Below are 26991 nucleotides of genomic sequence, written 5' to 3' on the forward strand. Positions count from 1 at the left end.
GGAAGGAGCAGGACGATGACGGCAGGTGTCCTCACGGAGGTGTCCGGCGAGGTCGCGGTCGGCGCGCCGGGCGGGTTCGCGCTCGTCGGGGCGGTGGTCGCGGGGTTCGTGCTCGGCCTCGTGTGGATGGGCCTCGCGCTGGGCGCCGTCTACCGCAAGGTGGGCGCCCGCCCCGTCCTCGGGTGGATCCCGGTGGTCCGCTACGCCGTCCTCGCGCACCTCACGCAGTCGACCGTCGCCGGCACCGTGATCGCCCGCGTCCTCGCCTTCCTGGGCCTCGCCACCTGGGCGTTCGGCGCGCTGCTGGCCTCCTCGAGCGCGATCGCGCTGGCGGGCCTGGGCGTCGCCGCCGTCGCGGGGCTCGCCGCCTGGATCATGTGGATCGTCCAGACGCACCGCTTCGGGCTCGATCACTCCCTCCCCGCCGGGCTGCCGGTGCTCGCCGCCGTCGCGCCGGGCATCTGGGCGGCCGTGGTCGGGTGGGGCGGCATGGTACGCCCCGTGTCCGGCACGGTGCCCGTGCGCGCCCCCGCGCAGGGGGACGATGCGCCGGTCGCCGAGCCTCCCGCCCCCGCCTCTCCCGTGGTCGCCTCCGCAGACGGCCCTGCCGAGGAGGCGCCGGTGCCCACGCCCGCGTGGGGGTTCGCCGCCCCCGCGGTCGAGGACATGTACCCCGTCGAGCCCTTCACTGGCAGCGACGGCTACCCCGAGCCCGCGCCGCCGGTCGAGCCCGAGCCCGAGCCGGTGCCGACCACGGAGCGGATCGCCGTCCGCGAGTCCCCGTACGCGGGCCTCGCCCGCGTCGATGCCGACGACGATCCCCGCGCCGAGCGCCGCTCCCCGTACGCCGAGCTCGCGCCCCGCGACCTGCCCGCCGCCGAGGCGATCGAGCCGGAGCCGGTCGCGCCGGCCGCGAGCGCGTCCGCGGCGCCGTCCGCCCCGTCCGCCCCGTCCGAGGAGGCGGCCTGGGAGGCCGCGGTCGAGGCCGTGCCGCCGGCCTTGCCGGAGGCGGAGGCCGCCGCCCCCGAGCTGGAGTCCACGCCCGAGCCCGAGCCGGAGCCCGCGCCGGTCGCCGCGCCCGTCTACGTCGAGCCGACCCCGACCCTCCCCATCAGCCCGTACATGCGCGGCGGCGCGGCCGCCCCGCCGCAGGCTCCCACCACGGTGCCGACGTTCGAGATGCCGCAGGCACCCGCGCCCGCCCCCGAGCCCGCGCCTGACGTCGCCGAGGACACCGTCGACGAGGAGCGCGCGGTGCCGCCCGGCTACCACGCCGCCGTCATCCCGCCCCCGCCACCGCCCGCGCCGCCGGTGCCGGCGGAGGCGCCCGCCGCATCGTCCCCCGCGCCCGACGTCGACCACGACGACCGCACCCAGGTCTCCACCCGCCAGCGCGAGGCGTGGGAGCTGCTCACCTCCGAGGGCGGCGTGCACCGGTTCGACGCCTCGGCGGTGCTGCTGGGCCGGCAGGGAGGGCTGCCGCCGGTCGACGGCACGCGCCGGCTGGACCTCGCGGACTCGACCCGCACGGTCTCGAAGGCGCACGCGCGCCTGGTGCTGCAGGCGGGGACGTGGTGGGTCGAGGATCTCGGCTCCACCAACGGGACCTACCTGGTCGACGGCGACGGCCGCGAGGCGCAGGTGCCGGAGGGCGTCCCGACGCCCGTCGCGGGACGCCTGATCCTGGGCGACATCGAGGTCGAGATCCGCCGCAGGAGCATGGCATGAGCGGCGCGGCGCCCGAGGTCGCCGGCGCGGGCGTGACCGCGGTGGGCGGACGCGCGCGCAACGAGGATGCGTTCATCGCCGCGGCGCCCGTGTTCGTGGTCGCGGACGGCATGGGCGGGCACCTCGCGGGCGCGGAGGCGGCCTGGGCCGCGATGGAGGCGTTCCAGCGCCTGGTCGGCGGCGCCGCCACCCCCGAGGACGTCGAGCGCGCGCACCTCGAGGCGCGCCGCAACGTGACCAAGGTGCAGATCGAGGTGGGGGCCGCCTCCGGCACCACCCTGACCGGCGCGGTCGCGGTGACCCACGCGGGAAGTCCCTGGTGGATGGTGGTCAACGTGGGCGACTCGCGCACGTACGCCCTCGACGGCGGCGAGCTGCGGCAGGTCACGGTCGACCACTCGCACGTGCAGGAGCTCATCGACGCCGGGCACATCACGCCCGCGCAGGCCGCCGTGCACCCGGACAGGAACATCCTCACGCGCGCCGTGGGGGACGACATCCCCGAGATGGACGCGTGGCTGGTGCCGCAGGTCCCCGGACGCCGCCTGGTGGTGGCGAGCGACGGGCTGCTCAAGGAGGTCGAGGACCGGGAGATCGGCGAGGTCGCGGGGCTCATCGGCGATCCGGAGACGGCCGCCGCGGCGCTGGTCGACCTCGCCGTCGAGCGCGGCGCGACCGACAACGTCACCGTGGTGGTGGCGGACGCCACCTCCGTCACCCCCGACGGCGCCGAGGCGGCGCCCTGGCCGGTGTGGGGCGAGGTCGCGCACGAGGACACCACCCCGAGCCTGCGGAGGCGAGGCGGCGCGTGAGCGGCGAGGACGAGACCCGCGTCTCGGGGCGCCGCCGCGCCGCGAGCGAGGCGACCGGGACGGACGAGGCGACCGCCGCATCGTCCCGGCGCGACGCCGACGTCACCCGCCTGTCCCGCCGGCGCATCGCGGACGGCGCCACCCAGCCGGCCGAGCCGCCGGGCGCGACCACCCGGCCCGCGGCGCCGCTCGGGACGCCCGCCGACGGCATCCTGCGGCCCCCCGCGGGCCTCGCCGCGCGCGACGACGACGGCGACGATCACGTCCCCGTCGTTCCCGGGCGCGCGGGCGACTTCGGCGGGTCGCCGCAGCACTACTACCCCCGCATCCGGCACACCCAGGACGCGACCGGCGCGGGCGTGTGGCCCGAGCCGCCGCGCGACACGGGGCCGCTCGCGCAGGTGATGGACCAGCCCGCGCGCGAGGCGCGGCGGGTCGCGGACGCGCGCGGTCGGCGGCGTCGCCGGGTGCTCGCCGTCGCGGGCGGTGCCGCCGCGCTGGCGGCCGCCGCGGGCGTCGCGCTCGCGCTGCTGTAGCGCCGCTGCGGCCCCCGGTGCCGCCGCTAGGCTGGCCGCATGTCCGACGCCACCCTGCGCTCCCCCCTCCACGACCAGCACGTCGCGCTCGGCGCGACGCTGGTCCCGTTCGCGGGCTGGGAGATGCCGGTCCGCTACACGGGCGACATCGCCGAGCACACCGCTGTCCGCACCGCGGCCGGGCTGTTCGACCTGTCGCACATGGGCGAGATCTCCGTGCGGGGCGACGGTGCGGAGGCGTTCCTCGACCACGCGCTCGCGGGCCGCATGTCCGCGGTCGCGCTGTGGGGCGCGAAGTACACGATGCTCTGCACGCCCGCGGGTGGCGTGATCGACGACCTGATCGTGTACCGCCGCGACTGGGACCACTTCATCATCGTCGCCAACGCCGCCAACAAGGACGTGGTGGTCGCCGAGCTCAGCGCCCGCCTCGAGGGCTTCGACGCGACGCTCGAGGACATCTCCGCCGAGGTCGCGCTCATCGCCGTGCAGGGGCCGCTGGCCGAGGGGATCGTGGCGCGCATGTGCACCCGCGGCGACGACGACATCCGTGCGATGCGCTACTACTCGGCCGCGAACGTCCTGCTCAGCGGCGACATCCACGCCTTCGTCGCGCGCACCGGGTACACCGGCGAGGACGGCTTCGAGCTGTTCGTCGACGCGGACGAGGCCGCGGCCGTGTGGGCGCTGGCGCTCGAGACCGGGGCCGCCGACGGGATCGTCCCGTGCGGGCTGTCCTCGCGCGACACGCTGCGCCTCGAGGCGGGCATGCCGCTGTACGGCCAGGAGCTCACGCGCGACACCACGCCGTTCGACGCGGGCCTCGGGCGGATCGTCGCGTTCGGCACCGCCGCCAAGCCGCGCGGCGACTTCGTGGGCCGCGAGGCGCTGCTGCGCGCGAAGGTCGAGGGTCCGTCGCGGGTCCTGGTCGGCCTGGTGGGCGACGGCCGCCGCGCGGCCCGCGCCGGCTACCCGGTTCTCGATGCGGACGGCGCGGCCGTGGGCGTGGTGACGTCCGGAGCGCCGTCGCCCACGCTGGGCCGGCCCATCGCGATGGCGTACGTCCCGGCGTCGCTCGCGGAGCCGGGGACGGTGGTCGGGATCGACGTGCGCGGCAGGCGCGAGGACATGACCGTGACGGCGCTACCGTTCTACTCGCGGGCCTCGTAGGCTCGTCCCAGGGCCGGCCCGCCGGCGCTCCACCGCAGAACCGTCCCCAGAGAGGGGTAGCCATGTCGAACGTTCCCGAGGAGCTCGCGTACTCCGCCGAGCACGAGTGGGTCTCCGGCGAGCCCGACGCGGGTGCGGAGGTGACCATCGGGATCACCGAGCACGCCGCGCAGGCGCTCGGCGACATCGTGTACGTCGAGGCGCCCCGGGTGGGCGACACCGTGATCGCGGGCGAGGTCTGCGGCGAGCTCGAGTCGACAAAGGCCGTGAGCGAGCTGTACTCGCCGGTCTCCGGCACCGTCACGGCGGTCAACGAGGGCCTCGAGTCCTCGCCCGAGACCATCAACTCCGACGCCTACGGCGACGGCTGGATCTTCAAGGTCGAGGTCTCCGAGACCGCGACCGACCTGCTCGACGCCGAGGCCTACGCGGCGACGGTCGAGTAGCGGACGGGCCGTCCCCGTGCCTGTCAACACGCGTCTGGTGGTGGCCGCCGCCATCACCGACTCCCTCGAGGCCCCCCGCCGGCTCCTCGCCGCCCGCCGCAGCGCCCCCTCGGCGCTCGCGGGCCTGTGGGAGTTCGCCGGCGGCAAGGTCGAGCGCGGCGAGAGCCCCGAGCACGCGCTGCGCCGCGAGCTGCGCGAGGAGCTCGGCGTCGAGGTCGAGATCGGCGACGAGGTGGTGGGCCCCGACGACGGCCACGGCATCGAGGACGCGTGCGGCGACGCCCCCGTGTGGATGCTCCGCCCCGGCGACGCCGACCTCGAGCGCCTGGTCATGCGCGTGTGGTGGGCGCGGATCCTGCCCGGCGCGGACGGCGCGGCCGTGGAGCCGCGCCCCCTCGAGGACCACGACGAGCTGCGCTGGCTCGAGCCCGGCGGCTGGCGCGACGTGCCGTGGCTGCCCGCGGACAAGAGGATCGTCGAGGCGCTCCTCGACGACGCGATCGAGCGCCACCGCAGCGCCTACTGCTGACACCCCCGCGCACGATTCACGCGCACCGGACCGTCAATCCGGACATATCCACATCAAGTGGATACAAATGTGGACAACTCGCGACAGACCTTGGTCCCGCATGCCTGGTCTGACCCAGGTCGCACCCTCTACCGCGCCGCGACGCACCCCGCGATGTGGTCGTCGACCAGCCCGCAGGCCTGCATCGCCGCGTACATGGTGGTGGGCCCCACGAACACGAATCCGGCCTGCTTGAGCGCCTTCGCCAGCGCGACGGACTCCGGCGTCGAGGCCGGCACGTCCTGCCAGGAGGCGGGCGCGGCCGGCCGTGGCTCGGGCGCGAAGCTCCAGAAGAGCTCGTCCAGGCTGGTGCCTTGTTCGCGCAGGCCCACCGTCGCGCGCGCGTTCACGATCGCGGACTCGATCTTGCGCCGGTTCCGCACGATCCCGGCGTCCTCGAGCAGCCGCTCCACGTCCGCGTCCCCGAACGCGGCGACCGCCTCCGGCTCGAAGCCGGCGAACGCCTCGCGGTAGCCGTCCCGCTTGCGCAGGATGGTGATCCACGCGAGCCCCGACTGCGCCCCCTCGAGCACGATCCTCTCCAGGAGCGCCGCGTCGCCGTGCACCGGCAGGCCCCACTCCTCGTCGTGGTACCGCTCGTACAGCGGGTCGCCGGCGCCGAAGCAGCGGATGAGGTCGTTCGTCTCGGTGATCATGGGACCAGTCTGACGGGACGATGCGACAGTCGCCCGGGCGCCCCGCCCGCCTGGGGACGGGGCCGGGTTCGCGAGGTGCTGGGGACATCGGGTCTGGCCGCACGCCGGAGCGGCGGGTATCGTGAGCGCGCCATGACCATCCGTGATCTCCTCGCCGCCGCGCGCCCGACGCTCTCCTACGAGCTGTTCCCGCCCCGCACCCCCGCGGCGCAGTCGACCCTCGAGCAGACCATGGACGTGCTCGCGGCGACGCGACCGGACTTCATGTCGATCACGTACGGCGCCGCCGGCACCACGCAGGGGGCGTCGCGCGACGTGGTCCGCCGCCTCGCCGCGGACCACACGGTGCCGCCGCTCGCCCACCTCACGTGCGTCGGCCAGTCGCGCGCGGAGCTCGTCGCGGTGGTGGAGGCCTACCTCGAGGAGGGTGTCCAGGACTTCCTCGCGCTGCGCGGCGACCCGCCGCGCGGCCAGGCGGACTGGCGTCCGCACCCCGACGGCCTGCTCTACGCGCACGAGCTGGTCGCGCTGGTCCGCGAGGTCGCGCACGCGCACGGCGTGACCAACCTCAGCGTCGGCGTGGCCGCGTTCCCCGCGCAGCATGCGCTCGAGCGGTTCCGCCAGCTGGGCCTCGACGTGCTCCGCGCGAAGCAGGACGCCGGCGCCGACTTCGCCATCACACAGGTGTTCTACCAGGTGGATCAGTACACGGCGCTGGTCGAGGACGCGGCCGCGGCGGGCATCCGCATCCCGGTCATCCCCGAGGTCATGCCCATCGTCAACACCCGCCGCGCCGTGCGCGCCGCCGAGCTCACCGGGGTCGACACCCCCGCCGAACTGTGCGCCGCGCTCGAGGCCGCGGAGGACGACGCCGCGGCACGCGCCGCGGGCGTCGACCACGCCGCCCGCCTCGCGCGCGGCCTCCTCGACGCGGGCGCGCCCGGCATCCACATCATCACGTTCAACCAGAGCGCCGCGGCGCTGGAGCTGGTCGACGCGATGGGGCTCGTGCGCGGCTGACCCGCGCCGGGGCCGGAACCCGGCACCCCCCGGGGCATGCGACCATCGACGCATGACCCGTTCCGTCACCCCCCGCTCCGTCACCCTCACCCGCGAGTCCGAGGGCGTCTACGTCGCCACCGGCGCGGACGGCTCCCAGCTGCGCTTCGGGCGCGGCGAGGGCCTGCTGAGCCCGGTCGAGCTCATGCTCGCCGCCATCGCGGGCTGCTCCTCGATCGACGTCGACGCCATGACCACCCGGCGCGCCGAGCCCGACACCTTCGAGGTGACCGCCTCCGCCGACAAGGTCAGCGAGGACGGCGCGAACATCCTCGAGAACATCCGCGTGGTGTTCGACCTGGCGTTCCCCGAGGGCGAGCAGGGCGACGCCGCCCGCAAGCGCATCGGCGCCGCGCTGCGCGCGTCGCACGAGAAGCACTGCACCGTGTCGCGCACCGTCGAGGCCGGCGTCCCCGTCGCGCTCGTCGAGAAGGGCGCGGACCCGGAGGCGTGACCGTCCCGCTCGAGATCGAGATCGACGCGGGGCCCGAGGCCGCCGCCGAGGCGATCGCCGTCATGCACGCCGCGTTCGCCGAGTACGCCGCGACGGGCCTCGCGTCGGGCGCGATGACGGAGACGCGCGACACCCTGCTCGAGGAGATGGCCGCCGGCACCGCCGTCGCGATCGCCCGCGTCGACGGCCGCGCGGTGGCGTCCGCGAAGCATCATCCGGCGGAGGACGGCTCGCTGTACTTCGGAAGGCTCGGCGTGGCCTCCGAGGCCCGCGGCCGGGGGATCGCCGCCGCGATGGTCCGCGCCCTGCGCGCCCACGCGCACGCCCAGGGCCGCCCGGGCCTGAGCTGCCTGGTGCGCGCCTCCGAGTCCGGCAACATCGCGATCTACCAGGGGCTGGGCATGGAGATCACGGGTAGTGGCGAGCGCGTCAGCCGCACCGGCGCGCTCATCTCGGTGGTCGAGATGGCCGACGCCGCGACGCCTCAGGGCTGATCGACAAGCGTCCACCAAGTGGGACGCCGCGTCCACTTGCCGGACATCCCCCCTGGCGGAAGCCGCCGCGACGCGTTAGTCTGACCGCGCAACTCGGCGCGCGTCGCGTCGACCAAGCGCAATGGCGAGCCCGCCGCGCACCACCCCCATGAGGAATCATGTCTGAGCAGAACAACGTCTCTGTCCCTGCGCACACCTTCCCGGGCGGCACCATCCTGGGCTACCCCCGCATCGGCCGGATGCGCGAGCTGAAGAAGGCCCTCGAGTCCTTCTGGAAGGGCGCGACCACCGCGTCCGAGCTCGAGGCCTCCGCCAAGGAGCTCCGCCTCGCGAACCTCGCGACCCTCGCGCAGCTGGGCCTCGACAAGGACGCCGCGGCGATCCCGAGCAACTTCTCGTTCTACGACCACATGCTCGACGCCGCCGTCACCCTCGGTGCCGTGCCCACCCGCTTCGCGGACCTCCGCGCCGCCGACGGCTCGGTGGACCTGGCCGGCTACTCGACCATCGCGCGCGGCGTGGGCGACAAGGCCCCGCTCGAGATGACCAAGTGGTTCGACTCGAACTACCACTACCTGGTCCCCGAGATCGGCCCCGAGACGCACTTCGCGCTCTCGAGCACCCGCTGGGTCGACCAGTTCGTCGAGGCGAAGGACGCGGGCTACGTCACGCGCCCCGTGATCACCGGCCCGCTCACGTTCCTGTACCTGTCGAAGGCCAGCGACGAGGCGCCCGAGGGCTTCCGCCCCATCCAGCGCCTCGAGGACGTCCTCGAGGTCTACGGCAACCTGCTCGAGGCCTTCAAGGCCGCGGGCGCCCCGTGGGTCCAGATCGACGAGCCCATCCTGGTCGCCGACATCGACGCCGACCGCGACGAGGTCCTCGCCAACGCCGCCAAGGTCTACGGCTCGCTCGCCGCGCTCGCGAACCGCCCCGCGCTGTTCGTGGCCGCGCCGTACAACTCGCTCGACGAGGCGCTGCCGGTCCTCAAGGACTCCGGCGTCGAGGCGATCGGCATCGACCTGGTGCGCGGCGCCGTCCCCTCGGGCACGGACCTGTCCGGCGTGACCGTGGTCGCCGGCGTGGTCGACGGCCACAACATCTGGCGCACCGACCTCGACGCCGCGCTGCGCAAGGCTGCGGAGATCGAGGCCCTCGGCGCGACCGTCGCCGTCTCGAGCTCCACCTCGCTGTTCCACGTGCCCCACACCCTCGAGGGCGAGGAGCACCTGGGTGCCGAGCTGCTCAGCTGGCTCGCCTTCGCGGACCAGAAGGTCGCGGAGATCGTCACGCTCGCGACGGCCCGCGCACAGGGCGAGGCGGCGGTGGACGATGCGCTGGCGGCGGCCCGCGCGGCCCTCGCCTCGCGCAAGGCTCACCCGGGCACCAACAAGGCCGACGTGCGCGCCGCCCTCGCGGCCGTCACGCCCGCGGACCTCGACCGTCCCGCGTACGCCGTGCGCGCGGCCGCTCAGGACGCCCGCTTCGGCCTGCCGGAGCTCGCGACCACCACGATCGGCTCGTTCCCGCAGACGCAGGACATCCGCAAGGCGCGCGCCGCGTGGGCCAAGGGCCAGATCGACGACGCTGCCTACGAGGAGGCCATGAAGGCGGAGATCGCCCGCGTGGTCGCCCTCCAGGAGGAGCTGGGTCTCGACGTCCTGGTGCACGGCGAGGCCGAGCGCAACGACATGGTCCAGTACTTCGCGGAGCTGCTCGACGGTTTCGACGTGACGGTCAACGGCTGGGTGCAGTCGTACGGCTCGCGCTGCACGCGCCCGTCGATCCTGTGGGGCGACGTGACCCGGCCCGCGCCGATGACCGTCGCGTGGACCGCGTACGCGCAGTCGCTCACCGAGCGTCCGATGAAGGGCATGCTCACGGGCCCGGTGACCATCCTCGCGTGGTCGTTCGTGCGCGACGACCAGCCGCTCGGCGTGACCGCCAACCAGGTGGGCCTCGCGCTGCGCGACGAGGTCCGCGACCTCGAGGCGGCCGGCATCGGCATCATCCAGGTCGACGAGCCCGCGCTGCGCGAGCTGCTGCCGCTGAAGAAGAAGGACCAGGCGGCGTACCTCGAGTGGTCGGTGAACTCGTTCCGCCTCGCGACCTCGGGCGCTCACGACGACACCCAGGTGCACACGCACCTGTGCTACTCGGAGTTCGGCGAGATCATCGACGCGATCGACGGCCTCAACGCGGACGTGACCTCCATCGAGGCGGCGCGCTCGCGCATGGAGGTGCTGCCGGCGATCAAGGGCCACGGCTACGAGCGCCAGATCGGCCCGGGCGTGTGGGACATCCACTCGCCGCGCGTGCCGTCGACGCAGGAGATCACCGAGCTCCTGACGCTGGCGAAGGAGTCGATCCCCGGCAAGCAGCTGTGGGTCAACCCCGACTGCGGCCTCAAGACCCGTGCGTACGCGGAGACCACCGCGACGCTCGAGCACATGATGGAGGCGACCCGCGCCGTCCGCGCGTAGCGTCCTCCCTGGTCCACGGCCCGGCTTCCCGCTCGCGGGGGCCGGGCCGTGGCGCTATGTCAGGAGCACTCGGCGTTCTCGACGTACCCGTTCTGGGCGTCGAAGCGCACCCCCGGGTCGTCGGACACGTCGCCGTTCGGGTGCATGAGCTGCACGCACCAGCTGTCGATGTCGCCCGGCGTCCACGCGACGAACTCGACGCCCGGCGACGCGGCGAGCACCGGGTCGCCGTCGATGACGTACTCGCCGTCCACCAGGTCGACGTCGACCACGGTGGTGTTCTCGTCGTAGGCGGCGCGGATGAGCGTGCCCAGGTTCATGGCGTCCGACTGCGCGGCGGCGTCGTTGGCCTTGTTCTGATGGTTCAGGTACAGCGGTATCGCGACCGCCGCCAGGACGCCGATGATGACGATCACCACCACCAGCTCGACCATCGAGTACCCGCCATCACGGCGCGTGAATCTCCCCCACATGCGAACCCCCCTCAAGGCTCCGTGCTCAGTGTGACCCGCGATCACCGCCGCGCGCAACAGGCATGATGCGCGGTCAGTGCGGCGACAGGACCCCGATGATGTTGCCCTCGGTGTCCGTGAAGCGCGCCCACCATCCCGACGTCGCATCGACGGTCTGCTTGGGCTCGACTATCGCGCCGCCCGCCGCAACCACGCGGTCGAGCAGCCCCTGCAGGTCGTCGCCGCCGTCAAGGTACACGATCACGCCGTGGTCGGAAGGCACCCAGTCACCGCCATGGGAGAGGGCGCCCGCCATGCGGCCCCCGTCGGGGATGAGCGACTTGGGCCTGCCGTCCCCGATGTCCTCCGGCACGAGCGCACGCTCCAGCACCGCCTCGTAGAACGCGGTCGCGCGCGCCAGGTCGCTCGCGGGGATCTCGAACCACGTCAGCACGCCCATGCGCACCATCGTGCAACGCGGCCGGCGTGCGCGCCCGCCGAACGCCCGAGGCTCCATGCCGAGGGTCGTGCACCCCCACTTGCCGTTTTCATGCACTTTCGCGGGCGTCGTGCGCGGTCGCGCCTCCCGCGCCGCCGCCGGCCGCGTCGGCGCACCTCCGCGCGTTCCCGGCGCCTGCACGTGGCACCGGAGCTCACCAGGGCTCGCATCAGTCATCTACGAGGGGTGACGCGTGCGTCCGGCCGTTGGTCTCCCGCCGGCCCCACGGATGTCCCCAACCCCTCGGCGCCGCCGACCTGTCCCCGGATCCGCCTCGGCCGGCCGCGCCACGCGGCGTGCCGCCGCGAGACTGCATGAAAACGGCGAGTGGTGCGACACGAGGTGGGGCGGGCGCTCTCGCGGGGAGGGGAGGACGGACGATGCGCGTCGCCAGGCTGCCGTTGCGGGACTCGCCCCGGGCGCGGTGGACGAGGCTGGCCGGGTGGGCATCGCAGGCTCCGCTGAGCTTCCCGCTCTTCGCCACCGCGGACCTGTCACGCGCCACGCGCACCCCGCAGGGGTGGCTGGCCGAGAGGCGGCGCGAGGGCGCGATCGCGACGGTCGCCCCGGGGCTCCACGTGGTGGTCCCGCGCGACGCCGATCCCGAGTGGCAGCCGGATCCCGTGCAGGTCGCGTGGCTGCTCGCGGCGCGCACCTTCGGCGCGGTGTGGCCCTACGTGTCGGGGATCTCGGCGGCCGCGCTCCACGGCGTCTGCGAACCCTGGGGACGCGAGGTCCACGTCACCGTGCCGCGCCAGATGCGCGACCGCGACCTCCCGGGGATCTCCGCGGTGGTGCGGTTCCACCAGCGCCACGAATCGCGGATCGGCTGGCCGCCGAACAACCGGATCCCCGCCCGTCCGGCGCCCGCGGGTCCCGTGCTCGACACCAAGCCTGGCGACCTCTGCACGGTCCGGTACACGTCGCGCATCCAGACTGCGCTCGACCTCATGCACAGTCCGGAGCGCTCCGGCGTGGGCGAGAGCGCCCTCGCCGTCGCCCAGGCGCTCATCCTGGACGTGCCGACCCGCGATGTCATGACCACCGCGTCGGGGCAGCGGCGCAAGCGCGCCTACGAGCGGCTCAGGGGCGTCAGAGCATGAGCTGCCAGTAGCCCACGTCGATCCAGCGGTCGAACTTGTAGCCCGCGTCCGCGATGGTGCCCACGTGCGCGAAGCCGAGCCGCTCGTGCAGCGCGACCGAGCCCTCGTGCGGCAGCGCGATCACGCCCATCACCGAGTGCACGGGAGCGTGTTCGGAGCCCGACAGCCCGCGCAGCCGCTCCAGCAGCGCCGTATAGAGCTCCGTCCCGACGCCCGCCCGTCGCGCGGACGCGTCGAGGTAGATGGTCGACTCCAGCGTGTGCCGGTAGGCCGCGCGGTCACGGAAGGGGCCGGCGTACGCGTATCCGACCACCGCATCGTCCCTCTCGGAGACGATCCACGGCAGCCCGCGCTCCTGGATGCGCGCGATGCGCGCCCACATCTCATCGACCGAGACCGGCTCGGTCTCGAACGTCGCCGTCGCCTCCGCGACGTAGTGGTCGTAGATCTCGGCGATGCGGGCCGCATCGCGGGCGGGGCCGGCGTCTCGGATCACCAGCCCATTATCGGGTCAGGCGGGGACCACCAGGTCCTCGTCGCGGGTGATCTGCTCCTCGTAGGCGCGGCGCGCCCGCAGGTACCGCCACGACGCCGCGGCGATCGCCACGCCCGCGACGCCCGCGCACGCCGTCACCAGGAAGCCGCCCTGAGAGCCGTGCCGGTCGATGATCGCGCCCGCCAGCCATGCGCCCGCGGCGATGCCCACGTCCATGCCGGTGCGGGTCCACGTCATGCCCTCGGTCAGGCGCGAACGCGGCACCAGCGCGTGCGTGACACCGTCGCCCACCGCCATGGTCGGCGCGATCGCCAGGCCCGTGAGGAACATCAGCGCCCCGAGCGCGAGCAGGCCCGGCGCGAACATGAAGGACACCGCGCCGATCCCCGTCACCGACACCCCCCACAGCAGGCGCGACGCGAGCGTCCGCGCCCACACGCGCGAGCCGTACGCGAGACCGCCGACCAGCGAGCCGATCGCCCACACCGCCAGCACCAGCCCGGCCATGTCCTTGTGACCCAGCTCCTCCGCGAAGGCGACCGTCGCCGCGTCGACCGAGGCGAACATCGCCCCCTGCGTCGCGAAGATCACGGTGGTGACGATCAGCGCGGGGGTGGTGACCAGCAGGTGGCCGCGCAGGGCGCCCCGGTAGCGGCGCAGGCCGCGCGGCCGCGGCGGCAGGCCCACGCGCTCGAGGGTGCCGTCGATGACGAGGGCGGTGCTGTGGTCGTGCTCGGCCTGGAAGCGGCGGGCGTCCGCGCGCCGCGCCGGGGGCTCCGTCGCCTTGAGGGAGAGGAAGCCGTAGCCGCCGATCGCCAGCGACACCACCGCGATCGCGGACGGCAGCCACGACGTCACCTGCGTCGCGAGCACCGTCGCGAGCGCCGGGCCCGCGACGAACAGCACCTCCTCGAGCGAGGACTCGAGGGAGAACGCGGTGTTGAGCGCGTCCTTGTCGGGCACGATGTGCGTCCAGCGTGCGCGGGTGTGCGTCGACTGCGTCCCGCCCGCCGCGAACAGCGGCGTGAGCGCGATGAGCACCCAGATGGGCTGGTGCGTGAGCGCCGCCGCGATCATCGCGATGCGGCCCACGATCGCGATCGCGTAGCCGATGCGCAGCACGCGTGACTGCCCGTACGCGTCGACCAGCCGTCCCACCTGCGGCGACACGATGGCGTAGGAGATCGCGATGGCGGCGACCACCATGCCGCCGAACTCGTAGCGGCCGTACTCGATCTGCACCAGCAGGAAGGTCGCCAGCCCGGTGAGCCCCATCTGGATGCGCGCGAGCAGGCCCCAGGCCGTGAACGCGCGTGCGCCGGGCAGGGCGAGGATGCCCCGATAGGGGGAGAGCATGACGGAACCTCACAGGGAAGAAGACATCTCGCGCGTCCTCGCGCGGAAGCCACGCCAACTGCGCGACGTGGCCGGCGCATCGTCCCCGGGTGAGGCCCGCCGGGACGATGGCCCATGGTCTCACACGGGCGTGCGGGACCGTGACCGTGGCGTGGGGGGCTTGAGGGGCGACGGGATGTGGTCCGCGTAGCGCATGAGGATCGACCCGGCGACGGCGAGCATGAGCACGTAGGCGGCCGCGAACGGTCCCAGCAGGGGCTGCGCTCCGGCGGCGACGCCCAGCCCCGCGATGACGATCGAGAACTCGCCGCGCGGGATGAGCGACAGGCCCGTGCGCCATTGGCCCTTGGGGCCGATCCCGACGCGCCGCGCGGCCCACACGCCCGTGACGATCTTGGTGAGCGCGGTCACCACCGCGAGCCCGAGCGCGGGCAGCAGCACCGGCCACAGGTCGCGCGGGTCGATGCTGATGCCGAAGAACACGAAGAAGATCCCGCCGAACACGTCGCGCAGCGGCGGCATGAGGCTGCGCAGCTGGTCGGCGACGTTGCCCGACAGCGTCAGCCCCAGGAGGAACGCTCCGACCGCGGCGGACACCTGCACCGCCTCCGCGAGTCCCGCGACCAGGAACGCGAGGCCCAGCACGCTCAGCAGCAGCAGCTCGCGCGAGTGCGAGTGCACCGCGGTCGACAGCTGGCGCGAGAAGCGCATCGCGAACAGGAACGCCGCGGCGACGATGGCGATGGCGATCGCGGCGGCGATCGCCCCCTGCAGCAGTGTCGCGCCCACCAGCATGACCGCGAGGATGGGCAGGAACAGCGCCATCGCGATGTCCTCCATCACCAGCAGGCTGAGGATGACGGGCGTCTCGCGGTTGGCGACCCGGTCGAAGTCGTCGAGCAGGCGCGCGATGATGCCCGAGCTGGAGATGTAGGTGACGCCCGCGAGCAGCACCGAGGCGGTGACGGACCAGCCCATCATCAGCCCGACCAGGAGGCCCGGCGTGGCGTTGAGCGCGAGGTCGAGCAGCCCCGCCTGCCACGTGGTGCGCATGCCCACGCGCAGGTCGTCGGGCGAGTACTCGAGCCCGAGCAGGAGCAGCAGCAGCACGATCCCGATCTGCGCGCCGATCGACAGGAACTCCTCGCCCGCGCTGATGGGGATGAAGCCGCCCTCGCCCATGAGCAGGCCCGCGAGGAGGTACAGCGGGATCGAGGGGATCCCGATGCGTCCCGCGAGGCGGCCCAGCAGTGCGAGGACCAGGAACACGACGCCGAGCTCGATGAACACGAGCGCCGTGTCGCCCCCGTGGGCGCCCTCGACTGCGACACGCAGTCCCGTGAAGGGTGCGGTCGCGGCGTCCATCCGTCAGCCCGTCAGGATCGCGGCCGCGCGGTCGACGGCCTCGTCGGAGCCCATGACGAGGACCACGTCCCCCGGCTCGAAGATGAAGGACGGCTCGATCCCGGGGATGCCCTGGTCGCCGCGGATCACCGCGACCACGGACGCGGACGTGACGGTGCGGATCCGGCCCTCCGCGAGGGAGCGGCCCACCAGGCCGCCGGACTTGGGCATGGTCACCCACTCGATCGCGAGCCCCACGATGGTGTGGCGGAGGTCCTCGAGCCTGGCGATGATGTTGGTCCCGCCCAGCAGGTCGGCGAGCTTGCCCGAGTCGCCCTCCGTGAGCTCCACGGTGCCGCGGCAGGCGTCGGGGTCCTCGCGGTCGTACAGCGCGAGGTCGCGCTTGCCGTCGCGCCGGACCACCACGCCGATGTGGTCGCCGCCCTCCGCGGTGAACTCGTAGCGGACGCCGACTCCGGGGAGCGGGGTCTCGAAGATGTCCATGCGGCCTACTGTCCCACGTACGTGGGCCGACGGCTACGACCGGCCCGCATCAGGGGACGGCGACCTCGGACACCTCGATGAGGTACTCGTCGTCGCTCGTGCTCTCGTCGGGGTCCAGCTCGACGCGCACCGGTGCGCCGTCCTCGTCCTCCTCGAGCACCGCCACATGAGGGTCGCCCATGACGACGAGGTTGTACGTCTCGACGACCTCCACGAGCGTGGGGAACAGCTCTGCGCCGGTCCAGGTCTCCCGTGAGGCCTCGTACTCGGCGGTCGCGTCGAGCGGTTCGACGTCGACGACGTCCCGATCGCGTACGGTCACCCGCCACGTGCCTGCGGTCGGCCCGAACACCGTGATGGTCGCCTCGTACGTGTAGTCGTCGGGCTCGTCCCACGGCTCGGAGGGCTCCTGCGCCGGCGCGGCGCACCCGGCCAGGGTCGCCGCGCCCGCCACCGCGACCGCGCACGCCATCACGCCATACCCGGCCTCGCGCATCGTCCCCCACCTCATATCCCCCAGCATCGCGCCTGGCAGCCGGCCGGTCGAGGGGTGTGGCCGAATCGTGACCGGGCTCAGGCCTCGTGCGCGAGGCCCAGCTCGATGAGCCGCTCCCACGCCATGCGCGCCAGGAACGGGTCGTCGAGCTCGATGTGCCGCATCGAGGCGAGCAGCTGGTAGGACTGCGCCCGCCAGGCGGTGGCGGCGGAGACCTCGCCGTAGCCGGCGTAGAGCTCGTCGCGCATCTCGAGCGGCACCACCGTCGCCGCGCCGCCCAGGTCCGCCGCCGGGTCCCCGGCGCCGAAGTTGTGCCAGATGAGCACGCCCGCGAAGCGGCCGCGATCGGACTGGATGGAGCGCGGCTCGAGCCGCCCGTGCGTCCAGGCCGGCGGCACGTCGACGCGGGTGTCGACGCCGGTGCGGAAGAGCGCGTCGGTCGCCTCGACGTCGAGCACGCGGTTCTCGGGGGCGCCGCGCAGCGACGCGAACACCAGCAGCCGCTCCCAGTCGTCGACCAGCGAGGCGAGGCCCGCGGCCGTCCGCGGGTTGGCGGGCGCGTCGGCAGGGGCCGGCTCGTGGATCGCCCGCAGCGCCGCGCCCAGGTCCCGCGCGGACGCGGCGTGCAGCGGCACGAACGCCGCGGTCGACGCCGAGACCCAGTCGACCAGCGACCAGTGGAACGGGAAGCCGCGGCCGGGCAGCCCGGTCTCGATCGGGGCGCTCACGGGGAAGCCCCACCGGTCGATGTGCGGCGCGATCACGTCGGCCGCCCGCCGGAACAGCGCGTCGTCGTGCGCGAAGCGCGGGAACAGCGCGCCGTGATGGTCGCCGATCCGGATCGCGAAGTGATCCTCGAGCGTGTACCGCCGCCCGAGCTCGAGGTCCGCGAGGTGCGGGAACTGGTCGTCGATGAGGGCGCGGACGGTCGCGTCCTCCACCACCAGGGGGTCAGCCGTGCGCGCACCCGGGAACATGCTGGTCACCCTAGCGGGGGGACGATGCGCGATCACGCAGGCACGACGCTCACCTGGGCGGTGGGCCGGGCGGGCGGCCCGACGGGGGCCGGGTCAGAGCCCCAGCGCCGCCCGGTTCGCGGTCCAGTCGCGGGCGAGGAGGCCGAAGATCGCGTCGTCGGAGACCTCGTCCTCGACCCAGAACGCCTCGCGCTTGACCCCCTCGGCGACGAACCCGAGGCGCTCGAGCACCTGGATCGACCGCCTGTTGTCGGGATGCGTCGCGGCCTCGATGCGGTGGACGCCCGTGACGTCGACCAGGTGGTCGATGAGCGCCGCGGCGGCCTCCGTCGCGTAGCCCTTGCGACGCGCCCACGTGTGCAGCGTGTAGCCGATCTCCGCGGTGTGGCCGTGGTCGTGGAGGTAGACGGCGACGTCGCCCACGGTGCGGTCGTCCGCGAGGCGCTGCACGTCGAGCTGGTACCAGTGGCCCGGCATCGGGCCCTCGTGGCGGGCGCTCTCCCGGATGAGCTCGAGCGCCTTCTCGACCGAGTACGGGACGCGCCACGCCTGATACATCGCTGTCTCGGGGTCGGAGCGCCGCGCGGCGAAGTCCTCGGCGTCCGCCTCGGTGAAGGGGCGGAGCACGAGCCGCGCGGTGTGCAAGGGAGCGAATGCCACGCGCACACGATAGCGAGACATAACGGTGTCACCCCGGCATTTCGCACGTTTGAATTAGGCAACGTCGCCGTTTCGAATGTGGTCTACACTCGACCGGTGAGGCACGCCTCACCTACGTTCCGGCACTCGACCGCCCCACGATCGGAGTCCCCTTGGAGACCACGCACGGCGCCACCGTCACCTCTGCCGAGCAGGTCACGCCTCACATGATGAGGCTGCGCCTGCGGCTCGACGATCCCGCCGCGTGGGTGTCGACCGGCCGCCCCGACGAGTTCGTGCACGTCGAGGTGGGCGCGGAGACCCAGGACGCCGACGGCCACAGCGCGCGCCACTACACGGTGAGCGCGCTGGCCGAGGACGGCTTCGAGATGGAGATCTTCATCCACGGCGACGGTACCGGCGCCACCTGGGCCCGCACCGTCCTTCCCGGCGACCGCACGGACGTGTCCGAGCCCAAGGCGTACTACCAGGTGCCCGAGGGCGCCGGCGTCCGCCTGCTGGTGGGCGACGCCACCGCGCTGCCCGCGATCGCCCGCGCGCTCGCGGAGGCCCGCGCCGACGAGCGCTTCCACGTGGTCATCGAGCTCGCCGACATGGCCGACGCGCGCGACCTGCCCTCCGCGGCGACCGTGACCGTCGACTGGCGGCTCGGGGGCAACGGCATCCGCCGCTCGATCCTCAAGGAGGCGCTGGTCGAGCTGTCGGAGACGCTGCTCGACCCGGCCGCGCAGGCCTACATCTGGGTCGCGTGCGAGTCCAAGGACTCCCGCGCGATCCGTCAGCTGCTGCGCCGCGAGTACGGCCTGCCGCTCACCCACTTCCGGATCGTGGGCTACTGGCACCGGGACCTCGAGCACGCCGTGCGCGTGTGGGAGGAGGCCTCCGAGGAGACCAAGGCGCAGTACATGGCGCTGTGGCGCGAGGACCGCACCGACGAGGAGAACTGGGTCGAGCTCGAGCCGTTCCTGCAGAAGATGGGCGCGTAGGACCGGCGCTCAGCCGGCCACGATCTCCAGGTCCACCAGCGCGCGCCTGCCGGCGTCGCGGTACGGCTGCTCCTCGAGCGACGCCAGCGTCACGGCGTAGGCGACGGCTTCCGCGCGCATGCGCTGCAGGGCGGACTCGTCCAGCGGCGTGATCGCGTCGTCGTAGCCCTTGAGCAGGTCCCGCAGGTGCGCGCTGCCCACCAGGCACCACGCCTGCCCCAGGTCCGTCGCGGGGTCCGCGACGCCCATGTCGCCCCAGTCGAGGATCCCCGCGAGCCTGCCGCGGTCGGTGAGCACGTTGGCGCCGTGCAGGTCCAGGTGCGCCCACGTCTCGAGCGGGCGCCGCAGCACCGCGCCGGCGTGGAAGTGCTCGCGCGCGAGGTCGGCATCGATCTCGACGCCGAGATCCACCAGCCGCTCCACGCGGTCGTCGAAGCGCTCGGCGCGCTCCGCGAGCGGCGGCGAGCGGAACGGGTTGCGCGGCGCGTCCGGGGGCGCGGGCGCGTGGAGCCGCGCGAGCGCCCGGCCCAGGTCCGCGGCGCCCCGTCCGTTCAGCGGCGCGTCATAGGCACGGACGCCGTCGAGCCACGGCACCACGGCCCACGGCCACGGCACCTCGTCGGAGGGCCCGCCGAGCCGCACCGGCACGGGCGCCGGGAAGTCCCAGCCCGGGGCGAGCCGCGGCAGCCACACGTGCTCCCGTTCGACCACGCCGCCCGCGAGCACGCGCCGCGGCACCCGCACCGCGAGATCGTCCCCGAGGCGCACGGTGACGTTGTCCCAGCCCTCGTACGCCTCGCCGAGCGGCAGCGACGCGAGGTCGGGATGGTCACGCTCGAGGAGCGTGCGGATCAGCGCGGGACCGACGGCGATGTCGGCGGCAGGAGTCGACCACCCCGTTGTGCTCATGCGTCGAGGCTACGGGCGCCCTCCCCGAGCCGCCACCGGGCGTCGCCGTCGAGCACCCAGTCGAGCACCGACGCCCAGGGGCCGTGGCCGTCGTCCGGGTTGAGGTGACCCGTGCCGGGCAGCTCGACCGCGCCCGCGCCCCACGCGTGCGCGAGCGCGTCGACGGGGACGTCGCGGTAGGGATCGCTTGCGCGCGCCACCACCAGGGTGGCCGGGCCGCCCGACCCGGCCGGCGCATCGTTCCCCTGCGTGGGCGCGAAGCCCGCGAGCGGGCCCACCAGGCGCGACGCCGACGGCGGCGCGACCAGCAGCACCCGATCGGGCATGAGGGCGGGCTCCAGCGCGGGGGCGATCCGGCGCCACAGGATCCCGCCGAGCGAATGCGTCACCAGTACGCGCTCGCCGCGGGACTCGGCGAGCATCTCGAGCTCCGTGCGCGCGACCGCCGCCCACGCGTCGAGGTCGGGCGCGCCCGGCGCGGGCAGCTGCGGGTACTGGACGGGGACGCGCGCCTCCCGCAGCGACGCCGCGAGCCACCGCAGCCAGTGCGAGGCGGGGCGGGTGTGCTCGTAGCCGTGGAGCAGCAGGACGCGGGTGTCGGTCACGCGCCCATCCTGGCACCGCGCCCGGTCACGCGAACAACCCCTCCCCGACGAATCCGCCCTCCTCGCAGCCGGGCGGGATCGCCCACACTCCCGACCCGATGGGCGTGGTCCAGGTGTTGAGCAGGTCCGCCCGGGCGAGCCGCCGCTGCATCGGCACGAACTGCGCGTCCACGTCCCGCTGCCAGGACCCGAACAGCAGCCCCACGTTGGACACCGCGGGGCGTCCCTGGGAGTCGGTGGCGCCCGGTTCGACCGGGTCGTCGTAGGAGAACCCCATGCGGACGATGCCACGGGCCGGGTCCGCGACGTGCGCGCGGGCCGCGTGCGCGGCCGGGTTGATGACGGTGAACCCCGAGGCGTCGCGCGCCTCGAGGTCGATCGGGTCGGTCTCCGCGCCCCCGGTGAGCGGGGCGCCGTCGGACAGCCGGCGCCCCACTGACGCCTCGCGGCCGTCGACGCCCACCTCGTCCCATCCCTCCAGGTCCATCGCGATGCGTCGCAGCACCAGGGACGTGCCGCCGCGCAGCCACGCGGGCGCCTCGGAGCCCGCCCAGACGGCGGCGTCGAAGGCGGCGTCGCCCGGCTTCGGGGTGGTCGAGCCGTCCACCTGGCCGAAGAGGTTGCGCATGGTGGTGCCCGACGGGTCGGAGCCGTACGCCCGCCGGAAGCCGGCCTGACGCCAGCGCAGCGTCGCGAAGGACCGGGAGTCGCGCACGATCATCCGCGCGAGGTGCGCGATCGACGTCGGGTCGTCGCCGTGGAGCAGCACCACGGCGTCGCCGCCGGACCAGCGGTCCTCGAGAGCGTCGATCTCGGGGAACGCGGGCAGCGGGCCGAGCCACGCGGGCGCCTTCGCGCCCGCGCGGCGCACGGCCTCGGGCCCCAGGCCGAACGTCGCGGTGAGGCCCGCGGGGCGCACCGCGAGCTCGGGCTCGAGGTCGGCGAGCGCGCCCCGGCCCTGGGTGAGCCGCGCCGCGTCGTCCGTGAGCAGCCGCAGCCACGCCGCGAGCCGGTCGCGGTCGGTCGCGGGCAGCAGGTCGAGGGCCAGGTAGACGGCATGCGCGCCCGGCGCGGACGTGACGCCGGCCTGGTGGGGGCCGTGGAACGGGACGGTGCGCTCGCCGTTGACGCCCGCGGCGTCCGCGGACGGCTCGGCGGAGGCGACGGGGAGGATCCCGGCGCGCGCGGCGCCGAGCGTGGCGGCGGCGCCCGCGCCGGCGGCGGCCCCTCCGAGGAGGAGCCGCCGCCGGCTGAGGCCGGTCACTCGGAGGACCCCATGTCCATGTCGGACCCGTGGTACTCCTCGTTCCCGCCGTCGAAGTCCTTGGCGGTGGCGGTGAAGTCCACCGTCTCGCCGCTCGACAGCTCGAGGGTGAAGTCGACCTCGTCGCCCGCCTCGATCGCCTCGGGCAGCTCCATGATCATGAGGTGGAGGCCGCCGGGCTCGAGGGTGAGGCTCTCGCCCGCGGGGATGGCGAAGCCGCCGTCGATGGCCTGCATGGAGCCGTCGACCACCTCGTGCAGCTCGAGGGTCGGGAACGCGTCGGAGGTGGCGGCCACCACCGTGATGTCCTCGTCTGTGGTGTTGGTGAGCGTGCCGAACGCGGCGGACATCATGTCCTCCGGGACGGCCGTCTTGACCCACGGGTCGGTGACGGTGAGGGCGGCGTCCTCGGACGCGGCGTCGGTGGCGCAGCCGGCGAGCAGCAGGGCGGCGGCCGCGGAGGCGGCGAGGGCGAGGGGACGGACGTGCATGAGCTCTCCTGAGAGGTGGGGGCGCGCGTGGGCGCGCGGGGATGCCTGAGGGTGCGCGAGGCCTCGCGCGGGGGATGCGGTGCTCAGGCGGCCGCGGGAGGCGCGCGGCTCGGGAGGGAGGCGAGAAGGATCGCGGCGACCGCGCGGGGGGCGCGCGGCGCGGGGACGATGCGGGGGCCGGGGGCGGGCGCGACGGCCGGCGCCGGCGCGTGGCCGGGAAGGAGCGCCCGGGCGACCAGCGCGGCCAGGGCGGAGAGCGCGGCGATCAGCGCGCTCGCGCGACGGATGCCGAGGTAGGTGACGGCGCCGGCGACCGCGTGCGCGGCGGGCATGGCCGCGTGGACGGTCGCCGCGCCGTCGAGGACCGGCGCGCCGTGGTGCGCGTGGTCCGTCGCGGCCGCGGACGAGTGCGCGCCCATCGAGAACGTGGTGTGGAGCGCGAGCTGGCTCGCGGCGACGATCGCGGCGAGCCGCCACCGCCCGAGCGGGCGGCCGGCGAGCTGGAACGCGACCGCGAAGGCCGCGAGCAGCGGCGCCGCGACGGCGAGCGGCGCGGGGGTCGCGCCCCCGGCGAGCACGTGCAGCGCGAGCGCGGAGAACGTCGACAGCAGCGAGGCGCCGAGCGCGCGCCCGAGCCGTGTCACGTTCGCCTCCACGGGCGCGATTCTCCCACGGGGCGGACCGAGGTCCCGCTCCGTGTGAGGGATGATGGTGCGTCATGAGCGAGCAGACCGCCGAGGCCCCGAAGGAGCGGCCCGACCACCAGCGCTGGAACTACAACATCCACTCGATGTCGCCCCTGCTGGGCACCATCCCCGACACGGCCAGGACCGCGCTCGACGTGGGCTGCGGCGAGGGCTACCTCGCGCGGCAGCTCGCGGCGCGCGGCCTCGAGGTGACGGGCATCGACACGGACCCCGCGGCGATCGCGCGTGCGCGCACCCAGGGCCACACGGTCGAGCTGCTCACCTCCACCGAGGAGGAGCCCGCCGAGTCCCCGTCGATCACCTACAAGGTCGGCGACGCGATGGCGTCGGACCTGGGCACGTACGACGTGGTGACCGCCTCGGCCGTGCTGCACCACCTCGACCTCGAGCAGGGTCTCGCGCGGCTGCGCGACCTGGTCGCCCCCGGCGGCCGCCTGCTCGTGGTGGGGATGGCCAAATCGAACTGGCCCCAGGACCTGCCCCGCGACGTGTGGGCGACGTTCGTCGACAAGTTCCACCGCCTGTTCCGCGGCTACTGGGACCACGGCTGCGACTGCACCTGGCCCGCCCCGCACTCGTTCGCGGACGTGCGCGAGGCCGCCCCGCGCATCGTCCCCGGCTCGGTCTACACGCGCGACCTGCTGTGGCGCTACACGCTCACCTGGGACAGGCCCGCGTCCTGAGCCCGCGCGATGCCCGTCGCGATGCGGCGGACGGCCTCCTCGAGGATCGCCGGTGACGTCGCGATGTTGAGCCGCGCGTGGCCCGCCCCGCCGGTGCCGAAGTAAGGGCCGTTGTTGAGCGCGACGCGGCCGTGGTCGATCAGCGCGTACGCGGGCTCGTCGCCCAGCAGCTGCCCGAAGTCGAGCCACGTCAGGTACGTGCCCTCGGGGACCGTGTAGCGCACCTGGGGAGCGTGCTCCGCGAGCAGGTCGCGCACCAGGAACCGGTTGCGGTCGAGCCCCGCGAGCATCGCCTCGAGCCACTCCCCGCCGTGCTGGTACGCCGCGGTCTGCGCGATGACGCCCAGGTGCGTGGGGCCGTGGTGCTTGCCCGCGCGGTGGGACTCGAAGCCCTCGGAGTCGGGGCCGCCGATCAGCAGCGCCGCCGGGATCGCGGCGAGGTTCCACGCCTTCGACGCGGCGTGCAGCGCCATGCCCGTCGGGTCCACCTCGAGGTAGGGCACGAACGTCGCGTCGGGGAACACGATGGGCGCGTGGATCTCGTCCGAGACCACCCGCACGCCGTACCGCTGCGACAGCGCCGCCAGGCCCTCGAGCTCCTCGCGCGTGTGGACCGTGCCGCCCGGGTTGTGCGGGTTGCACAGCAGGTAGGCGGCGCGGCGCCCGCCCGTGGTCGCCTCGACCATCGCGCGCTCGATCGCCGCGAGGTCGAGCCGCAGGTCCTTGCCCAGCGGCGCCTCGCGGATCTCCCGCCCGGCCTGGCGCAGGTACAGGAAGAACGGCGGGTAGACCGGCGGGTTGACGATCACCTCGCCGCCGAGGTCGGTGAGCTCGACCAGGGCGTCCACGTAGCCCTCGATCACGCTGGAGACCGGGGTGACCCGCGCATCGTCCACCTCCCAGCCCCACGTCCGGCGCGCGAAGTCGACGAAGGCCGGCACGTACGGGGTGGAGCCCGGGTAGCCGAGGTCGCCGTCGCGGACGGCGGCCTCGAGCGCCTCCCTGATCGGGTCGGCGAGGTCGACGTCCATCTCCGCGACCCAGAGCGGGAGCACGTCGGGCTCGTAGTGGCGCCACTTCGCGGAGGTGCGCGTGCGCAGGCGGTCGAGGGGGACGGAGAACGGGTCCGCGATCATGTGCCCGACACTAGCCGAGCCGTGCGTCTCACGACATCGAGCGCAGGAGCGACTCCAGGCGCTCCGCGGACTCGCGCATGCGCGCCACGCCGCCCAGGTTGAGGTAGCCCGTGCGGTGGTAGTCGTCGGGGAACAGGTGGCTGGTGGCGAGCATGGTGCCGGCCGGCGTCGCACCCATGTCGATTCGCATCCACGTGAGCACGTCGGGGAACAGCTCCGAGATGAACGTGTAGGTGAGCTGCGACTGCGGCTCGACCTTGTCGTAGCGGCCGTAGAAGGAGAACGTGTTGCCCTCCGGGTCGGACTGCACCACGCGCCACGTGCCGCCCGGCTCGACGTCCATGTCCACGGACCGGTTGACGTAGCCGTGGGGCGCCCACCACTGCTGCACGTACAGGGGCTCGGTCACGGCCGTCCACACGCGGCTCAGCGGAAACGCGAGCCGCGCCGTCGCCACCAGGACAGGAGGCTCGGCGGGCGCCTCGAACGAGATGTCCATCCCACGCTCCCTGGGTCGGTCGGGCGGATGGCCCGTCCTGCCCTCAGCCTGGTAGCAGGCGCGTCGTGCGTCAACCGGAGCGCCGCGGGAGCCGTTCAGGATCCCGGGCGGAGCACCTGCTTGCCCACCCTCAGGCCCTTGGCGGCCTTGGAGTCGGGACCGTTGCGCTCCTCCACCTTGTCGGCGACCTTGCCCAGCGCCCATGCGGCGACGGGGATGGCGATCGCCATGAACATCCAGCGTCCGAACCTGCGTCTCATGAATGCGCCTCCGTGGGTGTCCAACGCAGAAGCCCCGCCGGGACTTCCCGACGGGGCCTCCGCGGCGACGTCAGTCGCGCGGGTGGTCGGACGCCGGCTCGGGCGTGGGGTCGACGAAGCCGTGGTGGGCGGCCGCCGCGGCGATCGCCTCCTCGCGCTCCATCCGCTTCGAGGCGCGCAGGCTGGTGGCGGTGGTGATCGCGAGCACGCCGATGATCACGAGCAGCGACCACGTGGTGGGCACGGTCGGGACGCCGGGCCACACGCCGTGGGCCCAGTGGAGCACCAGCTTGACGCCGATGAAGCCCAGGATGATCGACAGTCCGTAGCCCAGGTGCACCAGCTTCGACAGCGCGCCCTCGAGCACGAAGTACAGGGCGCGCAGGCCCAGCAGCGCGAACGCGTTGGTCGCGAACACCAGGTACGGGTCCGCGGTGATGCCGTACACGGCGGGGACGGAGTCCACGGCGAACACCACGTCGGTCACGATGATCGCGGCCATCACCAGCGCGAGCGGGGTGAGGGCGCGGCGGCCGTTGCGGATCACGGTGGCCTTGGTGCCCTCGTACTCGCCGCTGACGGGGAAGAACCGGCTGAGGACCTTGACGATCCGCATCTGCGACGGGTCGATCTCCTCGTCGTGGTCGCTGCGCGCGTCGCGGTAGACCTTGATCGCGGTGGCGAGCAGGATCGCGCCGAACAGCAGGAACGTCCAGTCGAACGTCGCGATGAGGCCCGCGCCCAGCGCGATGAAGATGCCGCGCAGCACGATCGCGCCGGCGACGCCGATGAGCAGCACGCGCTGCTGCAGCACTCGCGGCACGGCGAACGCGCTGAGGATGAGGATGAAAACGAAGAGGTTGTCGACGGACAGCGACTTCTCGACGATGTAGCCCGTGTAGTACTTCACGCCGATGTCGGAGCCGTGCGCGGCCCACACCCACGCGCCGAACGCGAGGGGGATGGCGATGTAGAAGATCGACCAGCCGACGGCCTCCTTGAAGGAGACCTCGTGCGGCTTGCGGGTGACGATGAAGTCGAAGATCAGCAGGCCGATGACGGCGGCGATGGTGCCGATCCACAGGCCCGGGGTGGCGATGGAGTGCAGCGCGGTGTCCGTCGCTGCGGCCTCGAGGACGAGGGGGGACATGGGGCTCC

General features: G+C 73.9%; 32 protein-coding genes. 13 read left to right on the top strand and 19 right to left on the bottom strand.

Features of this window, described 5'->3' with window-relative positions; genetic code table 11:
- Positions 1-15: 15 nt before the first annotated feature.
- From AOM05_RS03145 to AOM05_RS03170, 6 genes are all read left to right on the top strand, one after another.
- A complete protein-coding gene (locus AOM05_RS03145) occupies positions 16-1728 on the top strand; it encodes an FHA domain-containing protein (protein WP_062519349.1) in 1713 nt (570 codons plus the stop codon).
- Positions 1725-2540 (top strand): PP2C family protein-serine/threonine phosphatase, encoded by an 816-nt coding sequence (locus AOM05_RS03150; protein WP_062519351.1) that lies wholly within the window; start codon positions 1725-1727, stop codon positions 2538-2540. The genes AOM05_RS03145 and AOM05_RS03150 overlap by 4 nt, the downstream gene beginning before the upstream one ends.
- Positions 2537-3076 (top strand): hypothetical protein, encoded by a 540-nt coding sequence (locus tag AOM05_RS03155; protein WP_062519353.1) that lies wholly within the window; start codon positions 2537-2539, stop codon positions 3074-3076. Before AOM05_RS03150 ends, AOM05_RS03155 begins: the two co-directional genes overlap by 4 nt.
- Positions 3077-3115: 39 nt before the next feature.
- Complete coding sequence (gene gcvT / locus AOM05_RS03160) at positions 3116-4246, top strand: glycine cleavage system aminomethyltransferase GcvT (RefSeq protein ID WP_062519355.1); 1131 nt, start codon at positions 3116-3118, stop codon at positions 4244-4246.
- Between the two features lie 62 nt (positions 4247-4308).
- Positions 4309-4692, top strand: coding sequence for a glycine cleavage system protein GcvH (gcvH, locus tag AOM05_RS03165; protein WP_062519357.1), 384 nt, complete (start codon positions 4309-4311; stop codon positions 4690-4692).
- 16 nt (positions 4693-4708) lie between these two features.
- Positions 4709-5221, top strand: coding sequence for a (deoxy)nucleoside triphosphate pyrophosphohydrolase (locus tag AOM05_RS03170; RefSeq protein WP_062519359.1), 513 nt, complete (start codon positions 4709-4711; stop codon positions 5219-5221).
- 128 nt (positions 5222-5349) lie between these two features.
- Here AOM05_RS03170 and AOM05_RS03175 read toward each other — a convergent pair whose 3' ends face one another.
- On the bottom strand, positions 5350-5916 hold the full coding sequence (locus tag AOM05_RS03175; protein WP_062519361.1) for a DNA-3-methyladenine glycosylase I: 567 nt from the start codon (positions 5914-5916) through the stop codon (positions 5350-5352).
- A 132-nt stretch (positions 5917-6048) separates the two neighbouring features.
- On the opposite strand from AOM05_RS03175, the gene AOM05_RS03180 reads away from it, so the two are divergent.
- The 4 genes from AOM05_RS03180 to metE all read left to right on the top strand — a co-directional run bounded on the left by AOM05_RS03180 (position 6049) and on the right by metE (position 10406).
- Entirely contained in the window at positions 6049-6936 is an 888-nt protein-coding gene (locus tag AOM05_RS03180; RefSeq protein WP_062519363.1) for a methylenetetrahydrofolate reductase, read from the top strand.
- Between the two features lie 52 nt (positions 6937-6988).
- Positions 6989-7429 carry an OsmC family protein gene (locus tag AOM05_RS03185; protein WP_062519365.1) on the top strand — a complete coding sequence of 147 codons (441 nt, stop codon included), beginning with the start codon at positions 6989-6991 and terminating at the stop codon, positions 7427-7429.
- Entirely contained in the window at positions 7426-7923 is a 498-nt protein-coding gene (locus tag AOM05_RS03190) for a GNAT family N-acetyltransferase (protein WP_062519367.1), read from the top strand. The genes AOM05_RS03185 and AOM05_RS03190 overlap by 4 nt, the downstream gene beginning before the upstream one ends.
- 158 nt (positions 7924-8081) lie before the next feature.
- Positions 8082-10406, top strand: a complete 2325-nt coding sequence (metE, locus tag AOM05_RS03195; RefSeq protein WP_062519368.1) for a 5-methyltetrahydropteroyltriglutamate--homocysteine S-methyltransferase — start codon at positions 8082-8084, stop codon at positions 10404-10406.
- A 59-nt stretch (positions 10407-10465) separates the two neighbouring features.
- Here the strand turns inward: metE and AOM05_RS03200 are convergent, their stop codons facing one another.
- The gene (locus tag AOM05_RS03200) at positions 10466-10879 is read right to left on the bottom strand and encodes a type IV pilin protein (RefSeq protein ID WP_169746711.1); all 414 of its coding nucleotides are present in this window, start codon (positions 10877-10879) and stop codon (positions 10466-10468) included.
- A gap of 73 nt (positions 10880-10952) precedes the next feature.
- Positions 10953-11318 (bottom strand): VOC family protein, encoded by a 366-nt coding sequence (locus AOM05_RS03205; protein WP_062519371.1) that lies wholly within the window; start codon positions 11316-11318, stop codon positions 10953-10955.
- Positions 11319-11737: 419 nt separating this feature from the next.
- On the opposite strand from AOM05_RS03205, the gene AOM05_RS03210 reads away from it, so the two are divergent.
- Complete coding sequence (locus AOM05_RS03210) at positions 11738-12460, top strand: type IV toxin-antitoxin system AbiEi family antitoxin domain-containing protein (protein ID WP_062519372.1); 723 nt, start codon at positions 11738-11740, stop codon at positions 12458-12460.
- Here the strand turns inward: AOM05_RS03210 and AOM05_RS03215 are convergent.
- The 7 genes from AOM05_RS03215 to AOM05_RS03245 form a co-directional block, all read right to left on the bottom strand.
- Positions 12450-12956 (bottom strand): GNAT family N-acetyltransferase, encoded by a 507-nt coding sequence (locus AOM05_RS03215; protein ID WP_062519373.1) that lies wholly within the window; start codon positions 12954-12956, stop codon positions 12450-12452. The genes AOM05_RS03210 and AOM05_RS03215 overlap by 11 nt on opposite strands.
- 15 nt (positions 12957-12971) lie before the next feature.
- Positions 12972-14312 carry an MFS transporter gene (locus AOM05_RS03220; RefSeq protein WP_062519375.1) on the bottom strand — a complete coding sequence of 447 codons (1341 nt, stop codon included), beginning with the start codon at positions 14310-14312 and terminating at the stop codon, positions 12972-12974.
- A gap of 120 nt (positions 14313-14432) precedes the next feature.
- Positions 14433-15677 carry a cation:proton antiporter gene (locus AOM05_RS03225; RefSeq protein ID WP_082097215.1) on the bottom strand — a complete coding sequence of 415 codons (1245 nt, stop codon included), beginning with the start codon at positions 15675-15677 and terminating at the stop codon, positions 14433-14435.
- Between the two features lie 3 nt (positions 15678-15680).
- Positions 15681-16160: a cation:proton antiporter regulatory subunit gene (locus tag AOM05_RS03230; RefSeq protein WP_062519376.1), complete on the bottom strand. Its 480-nt coding sequence runs from the start codon at positions 16158-16160 to the stop codon at positions 15681-15683.
- Between the two features lie 49 nt (positions 16161-16209).
- Positions 16210-16656, bottom strand: a complete 447-nt coding sequence (locus tag AOM05_RS03235) for a DUF6174 domain-containing protein (protein WP_062519378.1) — start codon at positions 16654-16656, stop codon at positions 16210-16212.
- A gap of 77 nt (positions 16657-16733) precedes the next feature.
- Positions 16734-17633 carry a phosphotransferase gene (locus tag AOM05_RS03240; protein ID WP_062519380.1) on the bottom strand — a complete coding sequence of 300 codons (900 nt, stop codon included), beginning with the start codon at positions 17631-17633 and terminating at the stop codon, positions 16734-16736.
- A gap of 93 nt (positions 17634-17726) precedes the next feature.
- Positions 17727-18293, bottom strand: coding sequence for a GNAT family N-acetyltransferase (locus AOM05_RS03245; protein WP_062519382.1), 567 nt, complete (start codon positions 18291-18293; stop codon positions 17727-17729).
- A gap of 152 nt (positions 18294-18445) precedes the next feature.
- On the opposite strand from AOM05_RS03245, the gene AOM05_RS03250 reads away from it, so the two are divergent.
- Positions 18446-19279, top strand: coding sequence for a siderophore-interacting protein (locus AOM05_RS03250; protein ID WP_062519384.1), 834 nt, complete (start codon positions 18446-18448; stop codon positions 19277-19279).
- Between the two features lie 9 nt (positions 19280-19288).
- Here AOM05_RS03250 and AOM05_RS03255 read toward each other — a convergent pair whose 3' ends face one another.
- From AOM05_RS03255 to AOM05_RS03275, 5 genes are all read right to left on the bottom strand, one after another.
- Positions 19289-20188: a phosphotransferase gene (locus AOM05_RS03255; protein ID WP_062519386.1), complete on the bottom strand. Its 900-nt coding sequence runs from the start codon at positions 20186-20188 to the stop codon at positions 19289-19291.
- Positions 20185-20793 carry an RBBP9/YdeN family alpha/beta hydrolase gene (locus AOM05_RS03260; protein ID WP_062519388.1) on the bottom strand — a complete coding sequence of 203 codons (609 nt, stop codon included), beginning with the start codon at positions 20791-20793 and terminating at the stop codon, positions 20185-20187. Before AOM05_RS03260 ends, AOM05_RS03255 begins: the two co-directional genes overlap by 4 nt.
- A 25-nt stretch (positions 20794-20818) precedes the next feature.
- A complete protein-coding gene (locus AOM05_RS03265) occupies positions 20819-22057 on the bottom strand; it encodes a Dyp-type peroxidase (protein ID WP_062519391.1) in 1239 nt (412 codons plus the stop codon).
- A complete protein-coding gene (locus AOM05_RS03270) occupies positions 22054-22548 on the bottom strand; it encodes a copper chaperone PCu(A)C (RefSeq protein ID WP_062519393.1) in 495 nt (164 codons plus the stop codon). Before AOM05_RS03270 ends, AOM05_RS03265 begins: the two co-directional genes overlap by 4 nt.
- Before the next feature lie 83 nt (positions 22549-22631).
- Positions 22632-23192 (bottom strand): hypothetical protein, encoded by a 561-nt coding sequence (locus AOM05_RS03275; RefSeq protein WP_156165009.1) that lies wholly within the window; start codon positions 23190-23192, stop codon positions 22632-22634.
- A gap of 74 nt (positions 23193-23266) precedes the next feature.
- Here AOM05_RS03275 and AOM05_RS03280 point away from each other — a divergent pair, with 74 nt between their 5' ends.
- Positions 23267-23938 carry a class I SAM-dependent methyltransferase gene (locus tag AOM05_RS03280; protein WP_062519396.1) on the top strand — a complete coding sequence of 224 codons (672 nt, stop codon included), beginning with the start codon at positions 23267-23269 and terminating at the stop codon, positions 23936-23938.
- Here AOM05_RS03280 and AOM05_RS03285 read toward each other — a convergent pair.
- From AOM05_RS03285 to AOM05_RS03295, 4 genes are all read right to left on the bottom strand, one after another.
- A complete protein-coding gene (locus AOM05_RS03285; protein WP_062519398.1) occupies positions 23905-25074 on the bottom strand; it encodes a MalY/PatB family protein in 1170 nt (389 codons plus the stop codon). The genes AOM05_RS03280 and AOM05_RS03285 overlap by 34 nt on opposite strands.
- Positions 25075-25102: 28 nt before the next feature.
- Positions 25103-25573 carry an SRPBCC family protein gene (locus AOM05_RS03290; RefSeq protein ID WP_062519401.1) on the bottom strand — a complete coding sequence of 157 codons (471 nt, stop codon included), beginning with the start codon at positions 25571-25573 and terminating at the stop codon, positions 25103-25105.
- A 95-nt stretch (positions 25574-25668) separates the two neighbouring features.
- Complete coding sequence (locus tag AOM05_RS14385; protein ID WP_169746526.1) at positions 25669-25833, bottom strand: hypothetical protein; 165 nt, start codon at positions 25831-25833, stop codon at positions 25669-25671.
- Between the two features lie 70 nt (positions 25834-25903).
- On the bottom strand, positions 25904-26983 hold the full coding sequence (locus AOM05_RS03295; protein WP_082097218.1) for a TerC family protein: 1080 nt from the start codon (positions 26981-26983) through the stop codon (positions 25904-25906).
- Positions 26984-26991 lie beyond the last annotated feature (8 nt).

Origin of the sequence: Demequina silvatica, assembly GCF_000971215.1 — a bacterium.
Classification (GTDB): Bacteria; Actinomycetota; Actinomycetes; order Actinomycetales; family Demequinaceae; genus Demequina; species Demequina silvatica.